This window comes from Leadbetterella byssophila DSM 17132, assembly GCF_000166395.1.
GTDB classification, from domain to species: Bacteria; Bacteroidota; Bacteroidia; order Cytophagales; family Spirosomataceae; genus Leadbetterella; species Leadbetterella byssophila.
The window spans coordinates 368,684-387,507 of sequence record NC_014655.1 but is presented as its reverse complement, the minus strand read 5'-3'; the positions used below and the strand labels follow the sequence as shown (position 1 = coordinate 387,507).

Genomic DNA, 18,824 nt, shown 5'->3' with positions numbered 1-18,824 from the left:
ACATTCTTAATTCTTCGCACTTAATTTAATTTGATGAGTCAGTACGGCACTGACAAAATATAGGCCGGCTAAGATCCACACCACTCCCTCAGCACCTACAGCACCGAAAGTGGCCCAGACTATGGCCGGACCAGCAAAAACGGCTAAACCGGCTCCTAGATTCAAAATGGACATGGCTGCTCCTTTTTCCTTCTCTACCAAGGATGGAACTAGGGCAGATAATGGCACGTATCCTGCCAAACAGGCTCCCCAAAGTACCCCGCAAGCCAAAACAAGACTATAATTTCCCTCAAACCACTGAGGGCTGTAATAGAAGAGTAATGTGGTCAGTCCACACCCTACTCCACCAAACCACATGATGGTTTGTCGCCACCCTAACCTATCCCCCACAAACCCAAAGATGAGGTTGAAGATGATATTGCTACTGAAAATGGTTCCCCAAATGTATAGCCAATGCTTGGTATCAATTCCTTGTTCTGCCATATAAACGGGGAGAAATACCGGGAAAGCAAATTGTGCAGCAGTATTGATTATCCTTACAATACCACCTAAGGCTACCTTAGGTTCAGATTTAATGATGGTTAATCCTCTTAGAAGGTTATCCAGCTTACCTTGAGTCTCTAGCTTTGGGAAGGTAGCTTTATTCAGAACCAAAGCAAAGATGGCCCCTACTAATACCCAAGCTACCGCACTCCACAAAGCCGGAATATGGCCCAGATGCTCAATTGCCCAGGAAGAATAAAATGCTCCTAATACATTTAAACCTCCTGTAAATACGAACCAGAACCAACCCACAGCTCTACCTAAAGCATTCTGAGGTACCACATATGAAATCCAAACTAGAAAGGAATATGCAAACAAAGGATATCCAAAACCTCGCAAGGCATAGGTGAGGTACAAAACTCCTAGATCTAAATCTTTTAATCCAATCCCTATGAATAGTACCGTACCAAGCAAGTATAGAAGGAGCCCTAACCACATGGTTTTTCTAGGATTCAAACTCTCCGTCAATACACCTGAAAACCATGAGGATATGGCTATGGTAACGCCATACAAGCTAAATAAGGTAGCACTATGCTCCATAGCTAAACCCCTATCTATCAGATAAGGACTTAACCATCCCTGCTCCATACCGTCTCCCATCATAAAGATCAGGATCCCCAAATATCCCCAAGCCAGAGGCTTCGGTAAGCCAATGCGCTGCATCATAATTGAAAATCATTTAGGACAAAGAAGTGGTCACTGGGATAAACTCCCTTCACCTCGTCCCTCAAAATCTCCGCTCGTTTAACTTCTATATCACCTTTGTACCATATAAAATCTATTCTACCGCCACTAGGACCTTTTTCATATTGTAGTCCCTTGAAAGCATGTCCGGTAAAGCCCATTTCCTTTTCACCGTAGAGTATTTCCATACCCTCCTTCCATCCGGCATTTCTAGGAGTGCTGAATACCTTACTTTGGAAACGGGAATTGAAATCTCCACATAAGATTTGGGGGAATGCAGGCAAATACTGTCCGGCCTCTTCTATCACCATCTTTAGTTGGTGAAACTTAGCATCATTTGAGACATGGTCTAAATGCAAGTTTATAACTCTAAACTCTTTACCAGTACTCTTGTCTTTAAGTCGGATCCAGTTGGCATGCCTTGCCCTTGCCGTATCCCATGATTTACTTCCCGCCACTAGAGGGGTTTCAGACAGCCAATAAGTTCCGGCTGAAATCAATTCGTATTTTTTCGTAGAGTACAGGATAGGGTTTTTAGCGATCCCGTGGTATCCTACTGGATTTGCATCCATCTCAGGACCATCAAATCCGAGCAATTGGTAACCGGAAAAATGCTTCTTAAAATCAGCAGCCTGTCCTTTTAGTACTTCCTGTAAGCAGATAATGTCAGGTTTGTACTTGCTGATAATGTCCAGGCAGATTTTCTTTCTGCTTGACCAGCCTACACCTTTTTCTTCGTCCTCATCAAGGGCTACGCGGATGTTACAGGTCATAATTCTATGACCTGCACTTACCGGAAACTTAAAACTTAATAAAGGAAGTGCACCTACACTTAATTGTATGAAGTTCCTTCTTTTCATGCTTCAACGTATTCACGCAGGTAAGCACCTTTTTCCAAAAGTTCGTCCTGCAATTCTTTTACTGAAATTTGATCTACTGAAATGCCTTTTCTTACGGCTTGTTTTGCCGCTCTACCTGCAGCTTCGCCCATAGCCATACAGGGTGCCATTACGCGAATTGCTGACATGGCCTCGTGAGTACAGGAGATACTCCTTCCCGCCACTAAGAGGTTCTTGATGTTTTGAGGGACCAAGGAACGGAATGGTATATCATAACAGTCTCCACACCAAACCAGCGTACATCCCCCACCTTGTGGATGGTGAATATCTAAAGGATAACTCGCCACGGCTATAGCATCTTCGAAATGCTTACACGACAAAACATCCTCTTGAGTCATGGTATATTTCCCGCCAATTCTGCGAGTCTCTCTGATCCCTACAAAAGGGGCAGTCTTAACGAAGTAAGCGTTCTCGAAACCAGGCACATACTCAATTAAATACTTCTGAATATCTGCCATTTGTTTTCTTCCCTCCGTTTCTCCATAGGTTAAACTTTCCGGATCAGTACCATTCACACCATTAATACGTGTCATATTGATCCAGGCCTCTCCTTTTCTTAAACCTGTGATGATAATGGTTCTTTCCACCGGCAACTTTAAACCATCTTCCGCAGCCTTCTGAATCAAGGATCTCAAGCCGACCACAATGAACTGATTATTTTGACCAAAATATTCCGCCGGTATAAAGTCAGTCAGATATGTCCTTGGCTCTTCAGCAATACTTAATCTTAACTTTTCAGTATCTACTCCACCTAAACAGAACATAAGAGTTGGAGGCTGAACCCCACCTTCTGCATTTCCGTATTCAGTAGGAACACCTGCTCTATAGGCTACGTCTGCATCACCGCTACAGTCGATCACCGTTTTCGCAAGTATCGCTTCCCTGCCTGATTTACTTTCTATGATAATTCCTTTCAATTCATCCCCTTCCACAATGGCCTCAGAGAAGAAGCTATAGAACATCACTTCTACGCCCGCTTCCATGAGCATTTCCAATGCCACCGTCTTCACAGCTTCAGGTTCCACTAAAGTTAAGCTCATATGAAGAGGACAAGGCCTGTGTTCACTCGCAGCATCCACAGCTTTTAATCTGTCGATGAACTTTTGAGGAATGCCCTTGATGATTTGATTACCTTTTTGACCTAAAAAACCTAAAATAGGTAAACCTATGGTCATATTACCTCCTACGAAGCTTCTGCTCTCCACTAACAACACCTTCAGTCCGTCTTCTGCTGCGGCTAGAGCTGCTGTAATCCCAGAAGGACCACCCCCTACTACCAAAACATCAACTTCCTTTCTAACTTTGATTTCCCTTGCCGGCTCTTGTATCGTTTTCATTATTCAACATTTGGTTTTTCTTTTCTAATCATAGTCCAAAGTAGCAGCACCGCTAAAGGATGCATCACCGCCATAGTTAAAAATATCTTTTCTGAGCCTATGGAGCCCATCAATTGACCTACAAAATAGTTAAACACCACTGCACCAACAGCTCCAAATCCTCCCGCGATACCAAGTACAGAAGCTACGTTACCCACAGGAAAAGCCTCCGCTATTACAACACTGATGGAGAATAGCCAACTTAAACAAGCCACTGCTACTAAACTAAACAGTAATAGTGTGACCCATGGAGATGTAGCAAACGGTGTGAAAGCACACAGAGGTCCTAATGCAGCCACGGTGCTTAACATGATCATCCTTGCTTTCAATGGTTCCTTACCTCCCCTCACCATTTTATCTGACCATGAAGAAGTTCCAATGGCTCCTAAGTCAGCTACCAAAAATGGTATCCAACCGAACATACCTATCTGTGCTAAAGTAAGACCGGAAGACTCTTGAAGGTATCCGGGCAACCAGAACAAACAGAAGTACCAAACCGGATCACTTACAAAGCGGATCAATATCACCCCCCATAAACTGCGAGTCTTCCACAGTTGAGGCCAGGAAAACTTTATTCCATCATCTTTAATACCTTCGCTTTCAGAAACAGAAGCAGGTGGAGACACATATACGATTTTCCACAGTATAGCAATCAAGATACCTACGGCACCCATAGCTATAAAAGCTACCTTCCAGTTGTAGGTTAAAGCTAACCATGCAATCAAAGGCGGAGCAATAATTGCCCCAATACTGCTCCCAGCTACACAAAAGCTGTTAGCCGTAGCCCTTAATTTACCCGGAAACCAAACTGTCACTACCTTTAACTGAGCGGGAAAGTTCGTAGGCTCTGCCACACCTAATAAACCTCTGAAGAAACTAAATTGCTTTACAGTTGAAGCTAATCCACCACCTATACAAGCCAGAGACCAGATGATCACCCCGTAAAACATCACCATCTTCTCTCCGAATCTGTCTACTAACCATCCGGTTACCGGATACATCACAGCATAACAAACCGTAAAAACATTGACAATCAACGCATAACCTGCATCGTCCAAACCAAACTCCCCTTTTAACATGGGTTTAAGAATGGACACTAATTGTCTATCAACATAATTAAATACAATCGCCAGGAAAATAACGGCGATGATCAGCCAGCGTCTCTTTTGAGGTTCAATCTTCATAATTCAATACAAATTCATTCTTAGCATCTCTTTTCCAAGCCAGATGCTGCGTCGAAGGCGAAATAGCAAATAGGGGTGAAAAGGTTTTTACTTTTACCGTTTTATTGTCGGGTTTAAATTCCAAAATTCTTAACCAGCCATCACCACCGTTCCCGTTCCGGTGACCGCCGCCATAATCTTGAGCATCAAATAACATTTGATGTACAGGTTTTCCTGCAATGTTTTTATCCATTCTGTATCCCTCTCCACTGATGTGGCCGCAAAGCACCATAGCGAAATTTGAGCTTGGGTATATCAACTTTTCCCAGATCTGCTCACCATTATTTGACTGAGGCAAAGGAATTCTGGCTGACTTTTCAACTACACTGTTCACATAATAAGGCTCGTACATAAACCATCTGTTTTCTCCTGTAGTTCTTTCATTTTTGGTATTTAAATAGGCATGAGTCATCAAGATAATTCTATGATTCTTGTATTGCTCCAAACTAGACACACGCTTAGCCCAATTGATCACCGTATCTCTAGGAGCATATTCTAGGGTCATGAAAAGGTAATCTTTACCATTGAGGCCTTTCATTTCCAAGACCGCATTTTCTAGAGTATGAATACCTTGTACGTTTCTGGTGTTTTGTACCAAATATTTGAAGTTAAGTGGGTTTTTATCTATAGGAAAATAAGTAGGGTAATTAGTGGTCCTTTCTCCTTTGGCATTGATGGAATAATCATGATTTCCGGATGCAGCTATGTAAGGAACTTTTCCATCCAAACGCTTAAAAGCCTGAGCTGGAGTAGCCCATTGTCGAGGGGCTGGTGTATTGCCATCTATACCTGGAACCAAAATATCATCCAGTTCTACAAGGTCTCCGGCACACATCACCATTTTCACATTTAAACTATCTAGATTCTCCTCTATCCAGGCCATCATTAAATCAAGGACAGGCTGATTTCGTGTCCATTTGACATAATTCTGAATATCAGGAATGACAATCATAGACCATGATTTTTGGTCTTCCAACTGTGGCTTTTGGTATTGACCAAATACCAGCACAGTATGAAATAAAAATAGGGTAAGGGTGAGTAGTCTTTTCATAGTTCAAACTTGGAAATGGGGACACAGTCTCCTGTATCCCCTCTGAAAATTAATATCCAGGATTTTGAGTCAGATTCTTATTAGCATTCAACTCTGCGAAAGGAATTGGCCAATATTCATCTTTCCCGATCTTATAAATCACGTCTTGTGTATTGAAGTATTTATTCGCCTCAGTAGTATTATAAATTGGAGAATAATTCTCATCAATACGAACCAATACGCTCTTCGTCCATGGAGTTGCAGCTCTGTTCAAGTATAATACCCCATTCATCACCTCTTGGGCTATGCCCCATCTACGGATATCGTACCATCTCAATCCATCATTCGCTAACTCCACCTTTCTTTCGTAGCGTAATGCTGTACGCAACTGAGCCTGGCTTAAGCCATTTTTTATCTCTGGCATACCTGCTCTTCTTCTCACTTTATTGATGGCCTCGTAAACACTTGCATCAATGCTATTGCTTTCGATTTTTGCTTCAGCATATAGGAGCAATAACTCTGCAAAACGGAAAATACCACAATTTAAATCTGAATTACCGGAAACGGAATTGTTATTGTAATCAGACACATCTTGGTGCTTCCTCCACAAATATCCACTGAAGGAACGGTAGGCATTTGTAGCATCTGTATTACTTACTTGCGTTGGTGTAGCACTCGTTCCGTTAATCACCGGCCAGTAGTTATTCACCCGCGCAAAACTTGAATGAGGTTCAAACTGGATTCCCAATAATCTAGAATGAGGTCTTACACAATATAAGTCTAATCTCGGGTCTCTATTAGCAAAAGGATTTGCCGCATCATAAAGAGGTGATTGATCAATAGGTAAGCCGTCAATGGCTTGGAAAGAGTCGATCAGGTTTTGGGTTGGTCCCCAGTAACAAACACCTTTTCCTAGACGTGAACCCATGTAATAACCCTGATTATGGGTATTCCCACTGATGGATTTATTATACTCCATCACCCAAATCCATTCTTTACTGGATTTGTATCCCTCATATCCGAAGATATTAGAACTTTCTGGTTCCCCTGCACTATGATCCTTACCTACAAACTGCTTGGTGCTGTTAAATGGAGTCAATTCATAGATACCTTCCGACAAAGCCAGAGCTTTAGCGGCGGCATCTGCTGCTACTGTGTACTGTTGAGCGTACAGAGCTACACGAGCTTTCAACATATATGCAGCAACTGCACCTACACGTACGTTACCATAGGAAGTTTGAGCCGCAGGTAGCTTATCAGCAACAGCAGTCATCTCGTCTATGATCCATTGCTGAATTTCTTTCTTAGATGTTCTAGGGACATCTGTTTCACCTAATTTAAGACCATTTTTCACCAGTGGCACATCCCCATAAAGTTCGATCAATTGAGAATATGCATAAGCACGAATAACCCTTAGCTCAGCATCTATCATGTAATAAGTGGACTCTTGCATCTTATCCTTGATAGACTCCAGATTATCTAATACGGAATGGCATCTTGCTATAGTCTTGTAGTGTATCTCCCAAGGCTTAATGGCTAAGGCATTCGTGGTAGTAAGGGAGCTTGTTATAGGCGAAGTGTAGTTTACACCCGGGCGAGCATACCCAATATCCGTGATATTATCCATCACATGGAGCCATGGAGTGTCTGCTGCTGAAAGTAGGGTTAAACCTTTATACGCACCTAATAAGCCCATCTCTGCCTCTTGAGCAGTAGCCGGGAAGGTTCCTGTTGTAGGACCATTTAATGGAAACCTATCCAGTTCACAGGAATTTAAAAGAAATAAAAGCGATATTGATATAAGTACTTTTTTCATGTTCGATTAGAATTTAATGTCTAGACCTACTGAGTATACTTTTACTTGTGGATAATAATTACCACCGCCTAGAGAAACGCCATCAGATGCTCCCGCATCGTAAGCAATTTCAGGATCGTAGCCCTTCCAGAATTTAGTTTTAGTAAACACATTCTGTCCGTTTACATAAATCATGGCACTGTTAAGATTCAACTTTTGAGTCCATGATTTTGGTAAGGTATAACCTAATTGAACATTCTTAAGTCTCAGGTATGAAGCATCTTTCATCCAGAAGCTAGAGTTCTGCGTATTATTAGCAGAGGTAGTAGACAATCTAGGCAAAGACGCGTCTGTATTCTCCGGAGTCCAGTAATCCAACTGCCAGGTCTTCACTGCAGAAGAGTTAACTGTAGGAATTACATAATGAGAGTTTAAGTAACCATCTGCTTTACCCACGCCTTGGAAGAAGACGTTAGCAGAGAATCCTTTCCACCCTAAGTCAAGATTCATTCCGTAAGTATATCTTGGGAGGGTGGAACCTATGACTACTTTATCATCATCCGTTATCTTTCCATCTGGAATGGGATTCCCATTAGCATCAAATGCACCTGCTATATCTCTGTAGCGGATATCTCCAGGTTTTAAAGTACCAAACTGTGTAGGACCTGCATTGATCTCCTCTTGACTTTGGTACAATCCATCAGCAATCAAACCAAAGATTGAATTGACTGGATAGCCTTCTTGTTGACGCAATAAGGTTCCCGAAGTTTGTCCTTTCATATCTATGATTTTGTTTTTCACATCAGAGATATTGAATCCTAGACCTAATTTGAAATCACCGAAAGTATCGTCGTAGTTGATACCTAATTCCCATCCTTTGTTACTCACCTTCGCTGCGTTTTGGTATGGTGCATTTAATCCGGTCAACTGGGAAGTATAAAGCGTCAAAAGGATACCGTCAGTCACTTTATCGTAGTAGTCCGCTGTGATATTGAAATGATTAAAGATCGTAGCATCAACCCCAATACCTTTCATGGTGGTTTCCTCCCATTTCAAATCGGGGTTAGACATGGTGTTTTGGGTAACCAACTGATAAATCTTTTCTGCCATAGAAATCGATCCAATAGCCAAAGCATCAGCAAAAGGATAGTAGGAACTACCAATGTTCTGGTTACCCAATTTACCCCATGATACACGTAACTTTAATTGGTTAATAGAATTTCTTAGACCAGACATAAATTCCTCTTCCGTGATTCTCCATCCTGCAGAGAAAGAAGGGAAGGCTGCCCAACGGTTAGCCGCTATAAAACGAGAGGTACCGTCGTATCTCAGGTTAGCTTCAAATAGATATTTGCTATCAAAATCATAGTTTAATCTACCGAATGTTGAAACAAGAAGCCATTGTGCATGCGTACCATTATTATCTCTGGTTTCGTTATTTGCACCGGCTGCCAATACCTCATAAGTATCATAAGTAAAATCTCTTCTATACCCCATCAAGTACTTCTCGTCATACGTTTCTCTTGAAGCACCTAAAAGTAGGTTGAAGTTATGTTTACCGTACGTTTTGTAAGCAGAGGTTAGGAATTGATAGTTACCAAAAGTGTAACGGTACGCCGTCTCTGTCAATTCAGTAAAGGTATTTGATGCGCCGGCCTCACTACCGTCATCATTATAGGTCATGATGGATTTGATAAAGTTGTGCGAATTAGTAGTTCTGTAACGGGGCGAAACTAGACCCGTAAAACTCAACCATGACACAGGCTTATAGGTAGCACTAATATTTCCTTGGAATTCTATATTGGTTACCTTACGATTTCCTCCTTCTTCTATGTTCGCTACAGGGTTGATATTTACCCAACCTTCTGACCAAAGTCCATTTCTTCTGATAGGAATATTAGTAGGCATTCTACCAAGATAGTTCCAAACAGTTCCTTCGTTTGCAATTTGCTTTCTATCTCCTTTCGTATAGGACAAGTCAAGTTTTAGAGACAATTTTCTATTCACTTGCACGTCCATATTGTTTCTAAGAATATATCTTTCAAAACCGGTATTCTTGATAATACCATCCTGACTGATATAACTGAATGAAGGCATAACGCGGATCTTATCAGAATTAGCCGACAAAGACACGAAGTGATTTTGAGTAAAACCAGATCCGTCTAGAATGGCCTTTTGCCAGTCGAAATTATCCGGATTTGCCTTATACTTTTGTTCGAAGTCGCGAATGGCAGCATCATCATAAAGGACGTAACCGTTGTCATTCATATTAGCTTCGTTAAACACTCTCATGTAGGTGAGACCGTCTGTTACTTTAGGGATATTGGTGGCACTTTGCCATCCGGTATATCCTCTATAGTTCATTTCTGTCTTACCTTTATTCGCGCGTTTAGTAGTAATCAGAATCACACCGTTTGCCGCTCTGGATCCATAAATAGCTGCAGAAGCAGCATCTTTAAGTACAGAAATGGATTCGATCAAGTTGATGTCTACCTGATTAATTAAACCCGGAACACCATCAATCAATACCAATGGATTACTGTCGGATCCTCCAAATGAGTTGATACCACGAATCCTGATTTGGCCTTCGTCAGCACCGGGAGCACCCGTTTGCGAAGTCACAGTCACCCCTGGGGCTACCCCTTGCAGCGCATTTGAAGTAGACACGATAGGTCTTCTTTCCAATTGCTCCCCACCAATGGCGGATACTGCACCGGTCAGATTGACTTTCTTTTGTGTACCATAACCTACTACAACTACTTCTTCTAAAGATTGGCTGTCTTCCTCAAGCGTTATGGTGAAGGAAGTTTGGTTTCCTACAGTTACTTCTTTGCTCAAGTAACCGATGAAGCTAATGGTTAAGGTTGCACCTGGAGCCACCGTAATAGTGAACTTACCTTCCAGGTCAGTTGAAGCAGCATTCAATGTACCCTTCTCAAGTACATTGGCGCCAATGATGGGCTGTTTTGCATCGTCTAAGACCACCCCGCTTATTCTGTTCTGTGCTAGCCCAACGCCATGACAGAATAAAAGTGAAATAATTAATAGCCCAGCCTTCCAGTACTGAAATACCTTGGGAGCGTAGAGAGCTTTCATCATAAAAATTAGAATTAAGGTTATTAAATAGTTCTAATAGCGTGTGGAGAATGGTTATATTTCAATAAGAAACATCATTTTCTCCACAAATGAAAGCACAAACCTAGACAAAACAAAACAAAAAGAAACTTTTTTGAATCTTTTTTAATTATTTGTTAACATATCGAAAGTATTCGTAACAAAATTTTCATAAAATGAGCTTTTATTTTTAATAATTTATTGTAATATTGCTTACAAATCATTTCACTATAATTAAATGACTATCACAGAAAGACACCAGTTCATACTTGAAGAACTCCATAACAAAGGTAAAATCCACATCCAAGACTTATCAGAGCAACTAGAAGTCTCAGGTGTAACATTACGAAAGGATTTGAAAATCCTTGAAGAGAAAAAATTGCTCTACCGTACGCATGGTGGGGCTTCACTCCAAAACCCCTATGCTATAGAGCGACCTATTCACGAGAAACAACATTTCAATAGTGTAGAAAAACAGAACATTGGAAAAGCGGCTTTAAGGATCATAGGAAATAATGATTCTCTAATGATAGGCTCGGGAACAACGGTGTTTGAATTTGCCCGCCAACTTAAGCCTAGCCATAGAGTTACAGTCATCACTCCTGCCTTAAAGGTAGGAATGGAGCTTGCCAATACTCCGAATGTGGAGGTTTTACAACTGGGTGGACTGATCCGCCCGAATTCATCTTCAGTAGCCGGAAACTTTGCTGAATTTATGCTAGCTCAAATCTCCTGTGGAATACTATTCTTAGGAGTTGACGGCATTGATCTGGATTTCGGGTTCACCATTTCAAATCTAACCGAAGCAGGTTTGAACCAGGAGATGATCAAAACTGCTCAACAAGTAGCTATCCTAGCAGATCACACCAAATTTGGTCGGAGAGGAATTGCAAAAATCTGCGATATTGAAACGGTAAACTTTGTCATTACGGATTCTCTGGCACCAAAAGAATCTATAAAAGCTTTAGAAGAAGCCGGAGTTCAAGTGATCATCGCCTGAACCTTCACTGCGAAGTCAAAATTACACTTCGCAGTTTATCCGTAAAATGGCAACCGAAACACCTAAGCCTTCTCATGCAGGTTTAATCTTTCGCTTTCCGGCTTTATATTGCCCGGGAGTGACACCGTAATACTTTCTAAACTGCTTGATAAAATAAGAAGGATCATTGAAGCCTACGGCAAATGCGATCTGATTAACGGAATCATCTTTATTTAATAATTCTAAACCTTTCTTTAAGCGGACCTCTTGAATAAAATCATTCGGAGTCTGACCGGTTATTTCTTTCATCTTGCTAAACAGTGAACTCCTGCTCACATTCAATTGCTCCGCAAATTGACCTACACTAAAATCAGCATTATCAATGTTTCTCGTCACCACCTCCGTAGCTTCCTTGATAAAAAGCTCGTGCAGCTCATTACTGCCATAAACCTTTTCCTTATTTAAACCGGCCTTTAGTTCCTGCCTATTATTGATCAATGAATTGCATCTTATCACTAATTCTCTGGCATCAAAAGGCTTAGTCACGTAATCGTCGGCGCCCATCTGCAACCCTTCTATCTTCTTATCCCCAGAAGCAGCAGCCGTTAGTAATACCACCGGGATTTCCTTTGTGCTTAGATCCGATTTAATACGTTTGCATATTTCAAATCCTGAAACATTCGGAAGCATAACATCGAGCAAAACTAGTGCAGGTTTTCCCGCCTTCACTCGCTCAAACACTGCCTTACCGTCACCTTCTGTAAGCACGTCATACATCGGAGAAAAAAGATCAGAAAGCACCCCCTGTAGATCAGAGTTATCTTCAGCAATAAACAATTTATGCAACTTCTTCTGCTTAGATGCCCCCATTTCTCTGGCTGGAACTGTTACCTTTTTCTCCCTAAGTGGCAACAAAATCCTGAACCTCGTCCCCTTTCCTAATCTACTGCTCACAGAAATCGAGCCCTGATGTTGTTCCACTATATCCTTTACTAAGGAAAGTCCTATCCCCGTACCTGGATCTAGAGGCTGCACAGCAATGTCTTCCGCTTGATAGAATCGATCAAATATCTGACTGATGCTTGATTCACTGATCCCAATACCTGTATCACTTAAAATGATCTCTGCCTGACTTCCTTGAATCCCCACTTGGAGACGTACCTCACCTCCAGGAGGAGTGAATTTCATTGCATTGGAGAAGAGATTATACATCACTTTTTCCATTTGCATTACATCAAAATTAGCCATGATTTGCTCCTCTGAACTATAAAAAGCAAGATGTATGTTCAAGGAGTTAGCATAGTCCTGAAAGGAAACAAACACGGTGTGAAGATATTTCACAAGGTCTTCCTCTCTACATTTCAACTTCACTAGACCCTCTTCTTGCTTTTTGAAATCCAAAAGCTCCGTAATTAACTTTTTTAAGTTTGCAGCATTTTTCTTGATGTTCTGTAATCGATTCAGCACTGAAGGTGATAAAGGCGTAGAACTATTAAGCAACATGTCTAATTGAGCCATTATCAAGGTAACCGGTGTTCGAATCTCATGTGATACATTCATAAAGAATCGAAGCTTAGACTGATTCACTTCCTCCAAATGTTTGGCTTGAATATCAGCATTCTTCAAAGAGTCCTTAAGCCTTACCTGACTATATAGCAAAAATAAAATACCACCTATCACGCACAGGTAAAAAAGATATGCATACCAGGTTTTGTAAAATCTAGGTTGAATGTGGATCTCCAGAGCTGAACTCGCCATCTCTTTACCTCCATACAGGCTTCTTAGTTTAAGCGTGTATGTGCCGGAGCTAAGATTCGTAAAATTCAAAGAATAATCAGGCGGAACAGACAACCATTTATCGTCAAAACCTTCCAGCATATATTCCACCTTAGGTTGCAACATCTTGATATAGTTTGTCACCGCAAAATCTATCTTTAAACTAGAATATTTTTCACTGACATCTATTCTATTCAAGGAGGTCAAAGCAGAGGATAATATCCCCTCTCCAGGACGCACATCTTGATTGTTTAAACTAAGATTGGTGAATAAAATCTCGTGCGGCTTTGGATGGTACAGCAAATCCTTTTCAGAAATCATCATCAATCCTGAAAGACTACTGAGAATAATCTCTCCTGATTTCTTTACATATATACTCTTTTCATTTAAGGCTTCAAATGGGAAAAACTGATGATTATTGTAATTATAGAAAACCTGGTTTGTAATATTAAATCTACTTAAACCCTTGTTCGTACTGATTAAAATATAACCCGCATTAGATTCCTCTATGTCCAAAATATAATTATCAGCTAAACCGGAATTTCCCGTATGATAACTGATCACCTCTTCACCTTTGATACAAAAAAGTCCCTTCCCTGCACCACCCATCCACACTTGCCCACGAGAATCCTCAAAAAATACAGCATTATGAAATTGCAGATTGTCCTTTACCGGCAATAACTCCCCCTTTTTTAAATCGTACTTCCCTACTAGGCCACGAATCGAAAACCAAAGCACCCCTCTTCTATCTATCATCATATCCCAAACCTGCCCCTTACCATAAGTAGACTGGGCAGGCAAGAGCGGCCGAATGGAATTATCATTTGGATCAAATACTTGAATACCATCATGCGTACCTAGCAACAATAATTTCCCATAAGGAGTGATCCTGCGTACATACTTATCAATGGACCTATTCCCGGTATTAAGACCTATCCGGGTAATCTTACCACTCTTAAGATCCATTTTATCTAGCCCGCCTAAGTGTGAGCCTATCCAAAGCACCTCCTTATCCAGATACAAATCCTTTAAAATATTTGAAGACAATGAACCCGGCGCACTCTTGAAATACTTGAATGTATTTTTTCCTATATCAAAATAATTTAAGCCTCCGTAGTCCGAACAGATCCATAAATTACCCTTCGAGTCTTCCGTAACTCTACCTAATATGGCACTATTTGGACCGGTCTGCTGGCCAGTTGGACGGTAAAATCGAGAGAAAGAATATTCAGGATTGAAGATATTTACTCCTCCAAAATAAGTACCTATCCATAAGGAACCCTGACTATCTTTCTTAATGCACCATACAGACATGTCACTTAAGGAATGACTTTCTACCGGAGAATGCTTGAAGTTTCGAAAGGTTCGGGTTTCCGGATCGAAATAGTCCAAACCTTTAAAAGTCCCTATCCAATACCCCCCTAGGTCATCTTGACAAATGGCGCGAATAAAATCATCAGAAACACTCTGAGGATCTTGTTCAGAATGCTTAAAATGGGTTATTTCATTGCGATTATTAATGCGGTATAATCCATTTTCTAAAGTACCCACCCAAAGGGATTTGTCCCGACCTTCAAAAAGACACATGGTAAACACCTCCCTCAGCATTTCCCTCACCTTTCCATTTTGATCCATTTCATACAGACCTTCATTAGTACCTATAAATAAGGCTCCGTCCTCACCCTTTAAAATGGTTTTTATTAGAACACCTTTAGGAAAGGTTTTATAATCTATAAATGTCCTGCTGGTTTCGTCATAATATTTCAACACATTCTCACTTCCTATCCACACTTTTCCTGGAGCATACGCCAAAGTATTAACTCCCTTTTTAGCCAAGATTTCAAATTTTTGTGTTTTAAGATCGTAGGCTAAAAGTCCCGAAAGACATATCAAGTAAATCTTACCCTGAGCATTTCCGGTCACCGCCAGGATATTACTCCCTAACAATCCCGTAGTATCGCCAACTGCCGGTCGGAAAGACTGCATCTTTTTCCCGTCGTACCTGTTTAGGCCATCGCTAGTGGCTATCCACATTTGTCCATATTCGTCCTGGTAAAAATCATGGACGGTAAACTGAGATAAACCCTCTTTCACTCCTAGGTGCTCAAATATCAAACTTTGAGCACGGATCCCTAATGAAAGAAAAATAAATAAAAGGGTCCATCCGACACTCCGCTTCAGCATATATAGAATTATATCAAAACTTTAAAAAATTCAAAATTACTAAGAGTAAAATTTAAAAATGGGAAAATAATCCGAAATGATCCGAAAATTGTCCAATCAAGAAATATCTTCGCTCATAAACCATTTTCCCGTAAATATGCGCTTTTGACCTATTCCATTAGATTCCTGCACTACAATTTTGTATCAGGTTTATCTCATCCTTAAAAAATTAAAAAGTATACCAAATGAACCTTAACATTAGAATGCTCCGTATACACTTGATATGGAGTTTAACTTTTTTGCTACTCTTTCAAGTCAAGGGACAAGTAGCTCCTTTAATCGGCCACGTAAAATCTTCCACCGGTGAAGCACTAATTGGTGTTTCCATCTTAGACCTTAATGGTGGAAGCGGAGCCATGACTGATGCTGACGGTAATTTTACTATTGCGCTCAGCAAACCTGACACCCGCTTACGATTTTCGTACATAGGATACAAAGAACAAACCATTTCTGTAGGCGGAAGAACAAGGCTAGAAGTTGTTTTGGAAGAAGACCAAGCCTCCTTAGACGAAATAGTTGTTATAGGCTACGGTACCACTAAAAAATCAGATTTGACTGGCTCTGTAGCCTCTATAAAATCAGAAAGTTTAGAAAAATTCCCAGCCACAAACGTTACAGAAATGCTACGCGGTCAAGCCGCAGGACTTAATGTAACACTGGATAACTCACAGCCTGGTGGAGCATCACGTGTTTTGATTCGTGGTGTCCGTTCTTTAAGTGGAGGCCAAACTCCCCTCTTCATTGTAGACGGAATGATCGTCCCCCACATTAATGACCTGAATTCAAATGATGTAGCATCAATAGAAGTATTGAAAGACGCCTCCTCTCAGGCTATATACGGATCAAGAGCCTCAAATGGAGTGATTCTTATCACTACTAAAAGGGGTAAAGAGGGAAAAACATCTGTTGATTTCTCTGTATATACCGGCGTACAAGACTACAAAAGAAACTTTGACCTGTATACTCCTGAAGAATTTGCTAAACTACGTTTCTGGGCAAAATACAATGAAGGCATGAGTGGAGTAGGAACACCTGATAACCCTAATTATGCAACCGTTATGGATGATGCTATCATGTTCCAAAACCTGACCAATCAGCAGTATACAGACTGGGAAGATCTTTTAATGACGAATGCACCTCAAACCAAATATGACGTCAGCGTTCGAGGTGGTTCAGGGAAAATAAAGTACTCCGCATCTGCAGGATACCTGGATCAGCAGGGGCTTGTACAAGGCTCAGACTTCTCCAGAGCAAACATTAGATCAAACCTCGACTTCACTCCAAATAAAAGGGTAGACGTAGGAGTAAACTTCTCCTTCAGCAGATCCCTCACTAACAGCGTTGATGGCAACTTCAGTGACATATTGACCATGCCCCAGTTATCCCAAGCTTACGATGCGAATGGAAACTTGATGAGAGAGGCCAACACCAGTGGCGATATCAACCCCCTATGGAGAGTTAAAGAATACAAGGCTAATCAGGAAAATGACTACCTCAACCTGGCAGGACATATCACCTTCAAGCCATTTAAAAATTTCAGTTATAGGATTAACGCTAACCTTAGAACCAATAACAGGGAATCCGGAAACTACAAAACGAAATTATACCCTAACTCTACAGGTACCGGAGAACTTACTAATTTCACTCGTTCTACCTTCTTAGTAGAGAACGTCTTAAATTACTCCTATACAAAGGATGCCCATCGCTTGCAGGCAACTTTGATTCAGGCTTTTGATGAAGACTTGCAGAAAACTTTAGGCATGAACTTCATCAATTCTACTACAGATATTTTCGACTGGAACGTGGTAGGAGATTCAGAAATCTCTAACGCCATTCGTTCCATCACGCGTACACGCTCCCAATCCTATGCAGCTCGCCTCCAATATACCTTAATGGATCGTTACTTATTGACGGCCTCAGTTCGAAGAGACGGAGCCTCTGTTTTTGGAGCAGATAACAAGTGGGCAAATTTCCCTTCCATGGCCCTAGCCTGGAGAATCAATGAAGAAGAATGGCTAAAAGAAACCCCTTGGCTAAGCGAATTAAAGGCTAGAATCTCTTACGGGGTAGTTGGAAACTGGGCTATACCGGCCTACAGAACACTTGGTCTTTCTAATTCCTATGAATACCTGTTCGGGACTCAATTCAGCATAGGATACTTGCCGTCAAACCAACTCATTAACCCTAACTTAAAATGGGAGACCACCCACTCCTTTAATTACGGAGTGGATTTTGGTTTCCTGAAAAATCGCCTGCGAGGTACAGTGGAATACTACAAAACTAACACCAAAGATTTGCTTATTCAGCGCACAGTTCCCTCCATCACCGGTTACAATACCATGTGGGATAACTTAGGAGAAACCCAAAGTTCAGGTTTCGAATTCAGTCTCCAGGCTGATATAGTTAATAAGAAAAACATTGACTGGGCTTCAGGATTGACTTTCTCCACCCAGGATAGCAAAATCCTAAAGATAGACGGTAGAACTGATGAGAACGGACAACTTATAAATGATCTAACGAACAACTGGTTCATAGGCCAACCTATCAATGTGACGTATAATTATGTTTTTGCTGGAATCTGGCAAGAAGGAGAGGTTGCTGAGCCTCATCAGTATTTACCGGGTGATGCCCAGCCTAGGCCGGGAGATGTCAAAATTCTGGACTATAACGGTGATGGCAAAATCACGGTGGAGGACAGAAAAGTTTACAACCTGATGCCAAAATGGTATGCTACATGGAATACCTCCCTACGTTACAAAAAATTCGATTTCCAGGCAGAGTTTTACACTGTGCAGGGCGTAACTAAAAATAACCCGTACCTGTATGCCTTTAATCAGGGCGGAAGTTTGAACGGAAAGAAGAACGGGATAAAAGTAGACTACTGGACAGCTGAGAATCCATCTAACACGGCACCTCGTCCGCAATTTACCGCTTCTGTACCTTACATGGGACTCATGGGACTTCAAGATGCCTCATACCTGAGATTGAGAACCGTAACATTGGGATATAGCCTTCCAAAGAGCGTCTTAAATAAAATTAGCGCCTCAAAAGCTAGAATCTATACCACGGCCACAAATCTCTTTACTCTGACGGACTACAAATCTTATAGTCCTGAAAAAGAACCCGGCGCATATCCGGAGGCACGTACATTCATTTTGGGCTTAAACTTAAGTTTTTAATTT

At 41.2% G+C, this 18,824-nt stretch carries 10 protein-coding genes; 2 read left to right on the top strand and 8 right to left on the bottom strand.

Annotated elements, in window-relative coordinates:
- Window positions 1-6: 6 nt before the first annotated feature.
- The 7 genes from LBYS_RS01800 to LBYS_RS01770 are packed head-to-tail and all read right to left on the bottom strand — an operon-like array spanning window position 7 to window position 10,649.
- Complete coding sequence (locus LBYS_RS01800; protein WP_013407196.1) at window positions 7-1,209, bottom strand: MFS transporter; 1,203 nt, start codon at window positions 1,207-1,209, stop codon at window positions 7-9.
- Window positions 1,206-2,087, bottom strand: a complete 882-nt coding sequence (locus tag LBYS_RS01795; protein ID WP_013407195.1) for an endonuclease/exonuclease/phosphatase family protein — start codon at window positions 2,085-2,087, stop codon at window positions 1,206-1,208. The genes LBYS_RS01800 and LBYS_RS01795 overlap by 4 nt, the downstream gene beginning before the upstream one ends.
- A complete protein-coding gene (locus tag LBYS_RS01790; RefSeq protein WP_013407194.1) occupies window positions 2,084-3,463 on the bottom strand; it encodes an FAD-dependent oxidoreductase in 1,380 nt (459 codons plus the stop codon). Before LBYS_RS01790 ends, LBYS_RS01795 begins: the two co-directional genes overlap by 4 nt.
- Window positions 3,463-4,686: an MFS transporter gene (locus LBYS_RS01785; protein ID WP_013407193.1), complete on the bottom strand. Its 1,224-nt coding sequence runs from the start codon at window positions 4,684-4,686 to the stop codon at window positions 3,463-3,465. The genes LBYS_RS01790 and LBYS_RS01785 overlap by 1 nt, the downstream gene beginning before the upstream one ends.
- Window positions 4,676-5,776, bottom strand: coding sequence for a metallophosphoesterase (locus LBYS_RS01780; protein ID WP_013407192.1), 1,101 nt, complete (start codon window positions 5,774-5,776; stop codon window positions 4,676-4,678). Before LBYS_RS01780 ends, LBYS_RS01785 begins: the two co-directional genes overlap by 11 nt.
- Before the next feature lie 49 nt (window positions 5,777-5,825).
- Complete coding sequence (locus tag LBYS_RS01775; RefSeq protein WP_013407191.1) at window positions 5,826-7,571, bottom strand: RagB/SusD family nutrient uptake outer membrane protein; 1,746 nt, start codon at window positions 7,569-7,571, stop codon at window positions 5,826-5,828.
- 6 nt (window positions 7,572-7,577) lie between these two features.
- Window positions 7,578-10,649, bottom strand: a complete 3,072-nt coding sequence (locus LBYS_RS01770) for a SusC/RagA family TonB-linked outer membrane protein (RefSeq protein WP_013407190.1) — start codon at window positions 10,647-10,649, stop codon at window positions 7,578-7,580.
- A gap of 253 nt (window positions 10,650-10,902) precedes the next feature.
- Between LBYS_RS01770 and LBYS_RS01765 the strand changes: the two genes are divergently transcribed.
- Window positions 10,903-11,664, top strand: a complete 762-nt coding sequence (locus LBYS_RS01765; protein ID WP_013407189.1) for a DeoR/GlpR family DNA-binding transcription regulator — start codon at window positions 10,903-10,905, stop codon at window positions 11,662-11,664.
- A gap of 72 nt (window positions 11,665-11,736) precedes the next feature.
- Here LBYS_RS01765 and LBYS_RS01760 read toward each other — a convergent pair whose 3' ends face one another.
- On the bottom strand, window positions 11,737-15,534 hold the full coding sequence (locus LBYS_RS01760; protein WP_187287914.1) for a hybrid sensor histidine kinase/response regulator transcription factor: 3,798 nt from the start codon (window positions 15,532-15,534) through the stop codon (window positions 11,737-11,739).
- A 293-nt stretch (window positions 15,535-15,827) separates the two neighbouring features.
- Here LBYS_RS01760 and LBYS_RS01755 point away from each other — a divergent pair, with 293 nt between their 5' ends.
- Complete coding sequence (locus LBYS_RS01755) at window positions 15,828-18,821, top strand: SusC/RagA family TonB-linked outer membrane protein (protein WP_013407187.1); 2,994 nt, start codon at window positions 15,828-15,830, stop codon at window positions 18,819-18,821.
- Window positions 18,822-18,824: the final 3 nt, after the last annotated feature.

What these genes read in the sequence shown, in the direction of transcription:
- LBYS_RS01755 (WP_013407187.1), top strand. Translation starts at nt 15,828, where the DNA reads ATGAACCTTAACATTAGAATGCTCCGTATACACTTGATATGGAGTTTA.
- LBYS_RS01800 (WP_013407196.1), bottom strand. Translation starts at nt 1,209, where the DNA reads ATGATGCAGCGCATTGGCTTACCGAAGCCTCTGGCTTGGGGATATTTG.
- LBYS_RS01790 (WP_013407194.1), bottom strand. Translation starts at nt 3,463, where the DNA reads ATGAAAACGATACAAGAGCCGGCAAGGGAAATCAAAGTTAGAAAGGAA.
- LBYS_RS01785 (WP_013407193.1), bottom strand. Translation starts at nt 4,686, where the DNA reads ATGAAGATTGAACCTCAAAAGAGACGCTGGCTGATCATCGCCGTTATT.
- LBYS_RS01765 (WP_013407189.1), top strand. Translation starts at nt 10,903, where the DNA reads ATGACTATCACAGAAAGACACCAGTTCATACTTGAAGAACTCCATAAC.
- LBYS_RS01795 (WP_013407195.1), bottom strand. Translation starts at nt 2,087, where the DNA reads ATGAAAAGAAGGAACTTCATACAATTAAGTGTAGGTGCACTTCCTTTA.
- LBYS_RS01775 (WP_013407191.1), bottom strand. Translation starts at nt 7,571, where the DNA reads ATGAAAAAAGTACTTATATCAATATCGCTTTTATTTCTTTTAAATTCC.
- LBYS_RS01780 (WP_013407192.1), bottom strand. Translation starts at nt 5,776, where the DNA reads ATGAAAAGACTACTCACCCTTACCCTATTTTTATTTCATACTGTGCTG.
- LBYS_RS01770 (WP_013407190.1), bottom strand. Translation starts at nt 10,649, where the DNA reads ATGATGAAAGCTCTCTACGCTCCCAAGGTATTTCAGTACTGGAAGGCT.